The organism is Nostoc sp. CALU 546 (assembly GCF_048836525.1).
In genome coordinates, this window is the sequence record NZ_JAWJTF010000120.1 from 22982 (window position 1) to 28981 (window position 6000).

Here is a 6000-nt window from a genome sequence, read left to right on the forward strand (position 1 = left end):
TCTAGTAAGTTTTGCCACGCTAGGTTATTATTACTTTTCATTCCCCAAAAATTTCAATTTTGGGAATACCAGTATTTGTAGCTTGGAAAAATTCTTTCTTCTCAAACCCAAGAGTATTAGAAACTAAGAAGTTAGGAAAACTTTGAATTTTTTGATTATAAGCTTGCACTGCTTGATTATAACGCATTCTCTCTACAGCTAAACGATTTTCAGTACCCGTAAGTTCGTATTGAAGATTGGTAAATAGTTGGCTTGATTGTAATTGGGGATTGACGCTGGCATAATCACGGAAACGGTCAATTGCTTGATTAACTTGCACTGTTGCAGCACCCTTTTGATCGGGAGTCGTTGCTTGCAAATAAGCTTGGCGTGATCGGATTAATAAAGAAACTAACTCTTTTTCCTGTTTGGCATAAGCTTGGGTGACATTCACAAGGTTAGGGATCAAATCAGCACGTCGTTGGAGTTGATTTTCGACTTGTGCCCAAGCTGCTTTTACTCTGGAGTTACTATTTTGGATGGAGTTGTAAGTCCAGGCACTCCAGACACTCAGTGCAGCTATTACGCCAGTGACAACCATTAGTAGTCTTTGATACCGATAGGCTAATTGCTGTTGTTGCTGTTGTTGTTGCTTATGCCTTGCTTGTACATCCAGAATGGCTTGCTGAATAAATTCAGCAGGAATATCAACTTCTTTACCTGCGACTACCAACTCCGAAGCTGAATAACTTTGAGTGTGATTGGCATAATAGCGCGAGGCTAGCTCCAGCACTTCTGGGGCAAAATCTTCGGGAATTCTTTTATCTTGACTGCTCATAAAATTATTTACCAACTACCACCAGCACCGCCGCCACCGCTACTGCCACCACCGAAGCTACCACCGCTACCACCACTGCTACTGCCGCCACCGAAGCTACCACCAGCACCGCCGCCACCGCTACCCCAAGAACTGCTGGGAGGTGGTGGTGGAGGCAAACGAGGAATTATTTCCTCTCGCTGATTATGGTAAGAACAATTGTGGCACTCATCAGTAATTAGTCGTTTTCCATTACTAGCTCGTGTAGGTGATTGAACAGTTTTCTCGTCATGAGTGAGAGTCAATTCATTACATTGAGGGCACTGGCGAAATCTGGAGGAATGGGACTGTTGGGCAACAATATGGAACCCATTACCAGTTGTTTTGTGAGTGCAACTAAGACATCTCCAACCCTGAAACTTAATACTACCTAGTTTTTGTGCTGTTATTTCTGGTTTGTTCAGATAGGATTGGACTGTAGAATCGTCTACTTGTTTCATTGGCTTTTGACAATTAGCACACAAAAAAGTGTAGTTGCCTTCACTCTTACGAGTGCGCCCTTCTGGTGCAATGAAGATTTTACGAGGACGAGTTAGGTAAACAGCACTTCCTGCTGCCAGTGTTATTATTCCACCTCCAGCTAAAACTCCCCATACAATCCCGCCACCTGTGTTATTTGGGGTTGTTTGAGTGTCTGGTGGTGTTACCTGACTTCCAGATGATGGTTGATCCGACTTGAGAACTACTATTAATGCTTTGGTTCCTGCCAGTGTACCGCCTGCAAAATCTCCTTTTTTGAAGTGGGGAATGATTTGAGTATCGATAATATTTCCTACTTTGGCATCAGGTAAAATCGCTTCTACACCATAACCCGTTTCAATTTCTACACGCCGATCACCTACAGAGATCAAAACTAGTACACCATTACCTTGTCTTTTCTTACCGATTCCCCAAAAATTAAACAATTCGCTGGCAAATGTTTTCGGTGATGCAGCAGAACTTGTTTCTGGCACGGTTACTACTGCCATTTCCATTCCTTTTTTTGCCTCCAATTCAGAAACCATCTGATTGATTTGGGCTTCTGTCTCGTCGTTGAGAATTCCTGCCATATCAGTTACCCAACCACCATACTCTTTGCGGGGATTTGGAACTTCTTGTACGGTTACAGCCAAGCCAGAAATAGGAAAAAGCAAGAACACGCAGGAAAAGACACTGACCCAAAAAATACGTTTTGGCTTGAGTAGATTAAATTTTATTACTTTCACTTTCAGCCAAAATGGTTTGAAGCTTACTTTGATTGCCATCAGTTTCTATTGTGACTTTCTCTTGTAAGAATTGTGTGAGCGAATAAAATAGCTATTCATATCTAAACTACGGCTCTATTCCTTCATCAATCCAAGCATCAATTGCTGTTTTTACGTTTAATTCAGTCACGGCAGACCATTCTTTTTCGTTGATAGTTGTTTTAAATACCGCTCTTTTACCGTGACCAACTTTTTCCATTGAGTGTCCGCGATACAAATTTTTAGGCTTAATCATTTTTCTTAATCATCTTTAATGTTAAGACTTTTGGCACATCGTAAAGAAAGAAGTGCAGACTCGATCCTAAATGCGATGAAATCGACAAGCCCAATTGGGTGACAATCTGAGTTGCCAACCAATCAAACGGATAAAAAAGCTCGAACATAACTTTGCCTGTTTAACGCTGCAATAAGGGCTGAATTTGTTCGGGACTGATTACTTGACCTTTGCTGACAACTTTGCCATTGATTATCATGGCGGGAGTAGACATCACACCTCGTTTAGCAATTTCGATTGGGTCGGTAATATGTGAAACTTCAGCAGTTAAATTGAGATTAGTTACAGCTTCTTTAGCATTTGCTTCTAGCTGTTGGCACTTTTTGCAGCCTGTACCCAAAATTTCAATCTTGATAGCATTCATGACATAACTCCTTTTTGTATTCTCTAATTCAGTTCTCTCTCTACTGAATCCAAGCGATACGCGCAGCGTAAAGCCTCTGGCTTATCGCTACCGTTTCTTAACTGACCCCACGCCCCGCCCAGATTCCCGAACTTGAGGAGAGCCAATATACTCTATTGAACCCACGCCGGATACAGTTGCATCTAACTGCTGAGTGACATTAACCACAGCACTCCCCACGCCGCTATTGCGAACCGTAGCCTGCTTAGTCTTGAAATTCTCACCTTGGAAACTTCCCACCCCGGAAAGATTGAGTTCCAGCACATCAACACTTCCGGCGATTGTCATGCTACCCACCCCATCAAGGGAAATCGACAACTGTTTACCTTGGATATCCTTTACCTCAACACTACCAACACCATCTATATTCAAGCTCTCTAGGCTCTTCACCTCCACAACGAACTGAATGGGCTTGGTGGGATTCATATTGGTATCTTTCATGATGGTGAGATACAGAACATTGTCAGCTACACGACTTTCTAGCAACGGCAGAATGTTGTCATCTGCGGTGATCGTTAGGGATTCTTTTCCCGTCTGCTGTATCGTGATTTTACCTACGGATTTACTAGAAATGGATGAGAATCGACCTACTTCTCTAGATTCGGTCTTAACTATTCCAGAGCCTCTAAGCCCACCCAAATTTAGAGAGCAGCCTGTGAACAGGCTCAAAGCTGTTAAACACACAACCAAGCCGTATAGCTTCGATCTCATTGTTTTGAACGCTATAAGCGTTTATCAAATAAAAGTGGTTTTTTCATGGGTGCATTTTGATTGCGATCGCAGCTTTCAATTACAGCAGATTTCAGGTAAATGAAGTACATATATAAAACCCAAAACCTTGTAGAGGCGTAGCAGTACTACGTCTCTACGTGTACTCGATTAGAGCGCAATCTGCTGTAACGCAATATCCCTAACACCAAGATTGTTCTCCCGAAGGATTGTGCAGTAACTCCCGAATATTGGCTTCGATAACCCGATAGCCCACATTGCCATTGAGTCTCTGCCGTCCTTCATTAAAAATCAGGGTGGGGCTGACTGTAACTGTATGCTCTTTGACTAATTCAAAATCCTGGGATAGCTTGGCATAAGCCTCACCACTATCGATCTGAGCTTGGATAGCTGCGATCGGCAGTCTTAACTCCTCCGCAATTTGAAATTGCACCTTGCGGTCAGAAACGTTTGCCAGTTGAGTAAAAAACGCCTCCCGAAATGCCCAGGTTGCTTTTTCAAATACCTGTTGATTTCGCTCTACTAAATCCTTTGTTTCTAGTAGTTGAATTGCATGGAGAAACAAATGACAAGATGTCGATGAAAATGGTGTAACGTGAGTCCAAATATCAGGATGAACGGTGATGTGATCGAACTTTTTCACAACCTCTTGGACATGATTGCTGTATCCTTGCAAACCACCGCGATCGCGCCATCGGTTTTCCAGTTTTTCACGAGCAACACCAAAGACGGGGACAAAGTGCTGTGCGATCGCAATTTTGTCTTCAAAGGTTGTTTTCAACTCATCCAAACGAATCTGAGCAATATAAGCCCAAACGCAGAGAACATCGGAAAAGTAAAAAATACGAATCGGTTCCATATCACTTCATCCTTAGACCCACCAGGGTTTCTTTCCAGTGCGAGGATCAGTTTCCGTCCACGGCGAGATTAAAATGCTGTTATCGATCACTGCAACCTGGACAATCTTGAGCGGTAGAGGAGCCGGGCCACGCACCACCGCCCCATCTGGGGCATAACGGGAACCATGACAGGGACATTGAAACTGCTGATCTAGGGCGTTCCAGGGGAAGGTACAACCGAGGTGAGTGCAGTTATCGACAAGCCCAATATGATCCAGGGTGCGATCTTCTTTGACAATCAGATAAGTGGGTTCTCCTGCCAAACCTGCAACCAGGGCGCGGCTTTGGGGCGGTTCAGCCAGAATTTGCGAGGCGGGGATTTGTTTCCCTAGAATATCTTTAGCAAGAATAGCACCCCCTGCTCCCGTTTTTTCGCCTGGAGCAATAAAGAATTTGCCAGCAGGATAGAGCGCAGCACCAGCTGTAGCAGCAACAGTTGCTCCGGTAATAAAGTTGAGTAGTTGCCGTCTTGATAGGGATGGACTTTCGATTGGAATACTAGTATCCATTATGGATCTCCTTATAAAGTTGATGAGTGAATCCCTTTAAAGTTAAAGTTGCTCGTTGGTATGGCTGGTATGAATTCCCAGGAGGCTATAAAGACCGCAAAATCCTACTAAAGCTGTCACCAGCAATACGCTACCTGCAACGATAAGACCAATACCCAATCCTGTACTGCTGTAAGGGAAAAGTCCTAGATAAAACAACGCCGAAGCCAACAACAGACGGATCAGGCGATCTAACGAACCAACATTCGTTTTCAGAACTGTCATCTCCAATATTGAATGGGCTACAAAACCCTTGGGAAAATCTTGAATGGGCTGCGAAACCCTTAGAAAACCCTTGGTGCAATTATGCGAGAAGCAACTCTCAAGGGATTGCAATTTTTTTCTTATCTTCTCTTTAATTATAACCCCTAAATAGCTGGGAGTTTTTAATATCAGCATTTATATGTTTCTAGTACAATTCATACAGTTTATCCAGTATTCAAACATGATTTCAAACAACAGGATGCCATACTTTTTTTGTGATTAATTCTCTATAGCTAATTTGGAAATACCTATTATGAGTTCGGAAAGTTTAGCGGCTCTCAAGCCTTATCTCAGCTTTTTTCACCCTGTTACTATGTGGATCTTGCTGGTCGTTGCGCTCTATGCCATGTACTTGGGTGTGCAAGTTCGACGGACGAGGCTGGCAGACGGAGATATCAAGAAAGAATTGGTCAAAGGTCGGTTCACCATCCGGCATCACCAAATTGGCTCTATCCTCCTGGCGCTGATGGTAATGGGTGCGATCGGGGAATTACTGTCACCTACCTCAACAGTGGCAAGATTGTGATTGGCCCTCATCTGTTTGCTGGCTTAGGGATGGTGGGGTTGATTTCCACTTCTGCTGCGTTGGTTCCCTTTATGCAGAAGCATGACTGGGTTCGCAGCATCCACATTTCGCTGAACCTCACTCTGCTGGGATTGTTTGGCTGGCAAGCTGTGACAGGGGTGCAAATTGTGCAAAAGATTGTTACCCAAATGATGATGAATAGTGCAGCGTAAGTAGTATTTATCCTACGGAACCAACGATTTATGTCGGCATCCGAT

The 6000-nt window shown here is 43.5% G+C and carries 8 protein-coding genes and 1 pseudogene; 1 reads left to right on the forward strand and 8 read right to left on the reverse strand.

Annotation, left to right across the window (positions count from 1 at the left end):
- Positions 1 to 37: 37 nt before the first annotated feature.
- The 8 genes from RRG12_RS36480 to RRG12_RS36515 form a co-directional block, all read right to left on the reverse strand.
- Positions 38 to 817 carry a LemA family protein gene (locus RRG12_RS36480; protein ID WP_420760406.1) on the reverse strand — a complete coding sequence of 260 codons (780 nt, stop codon included), beginning with the start codon at positions 815 to 817 and terminating at the stop codon, positions 38 to 40.
- Positions 818 to 825: 8 nt separating this feature from the next.
- The gene (locus tag RRG12_RS36485; RefSeq protein ID WP_420760405.1) at positions 826 to 2100 is read right to left on the reverse strand and encodes a TPM domain-containing protein; all 1275 of its coding nucleotides are present in this window, start codon (positions 2098 to 2100) and stop codon (positions 826 to 828) included.
- A gap of 67 nt (positions 2101 to 2167) precedes the next feature.
- A complete protein-coding gene (locus RRG12_RS36490; protein WP_229557312.1) occupies positions 2168 to 2335 on the reverse strand; it encodes a hypothetical protein in 168 nt (55 codons plus the stop codon).
- A 160-nt stretch (positions 2336 to 2495) separates the two neighbouring features.
- Positions 2496 to 2738, reverse strand: a complete 243-nt coding sequence (locus RRG12_RS36495; RefSeq protein WP_420760404.1) for a thioredoxin family protein — start codon at positions 2736 to 2738, stop codon at positions 2496 to 2498.
- 87 nt (positions 2739 to 2825) lie between these two features.
- Positions 2826 to 3488: a GIN domain-containing protein gene (locus RRG12_RS36500; RefSeq protein WP_420760403.1), complete on the reverse strand. Its 663-nt coding sequence runs from the start codon at positions 3486 to 3488 to the stop codon at positions 2826 to 2828.
- 199 nt (positions 3489 to 3687) lie between these two features.
- Positions 3688 to 4365, reverse strand: coding sequence for a DsbA family oxidoreductase (locus tag RRG12_RS36505; protein WP_420760402.1), 678 nt, complete (start codon positions 4363 to 4365; stop codon positions 3688 to 3690).
- A gap of 12 nt (positions 4366 to 4377) precedes the next feature.
- Complete coding sequence (petC, locus tag RRG12_RS36510) at positions 4378 to 4914, reverse strand: cytochrome b6-f complex iron-sulfur subunit (RefSeq protein WP_420760401.1); 537 nt, start codon at positions 4912 to 4914, stop codon at positions 4378 to 4380.
- Between the two features lie 42 nt (positions 4915 to 4956).
- Entirely contained in the window at positions 4957 to 5178 is a 222-nt protein-coding gene (locus RRG12_RS36515; protein ID WP_420760400.1) for a YgaP family membrane protein, read from the reverse strand.
- Between the two features lie 292 nt (positions 5179 to 5470).
- On the opposite strand from RRG12_RS36515, the pseudogene RRG12_RS36520 reads away from it, so the two are divergent.
- A pseudogene (locus RRG12_RS36520) lies at positions 5471 to 5955 on the forward strand (DUF4079 domain-containing protein).
- Positions 5956 to 6000 lie beyond the last annotated feature (45 nt).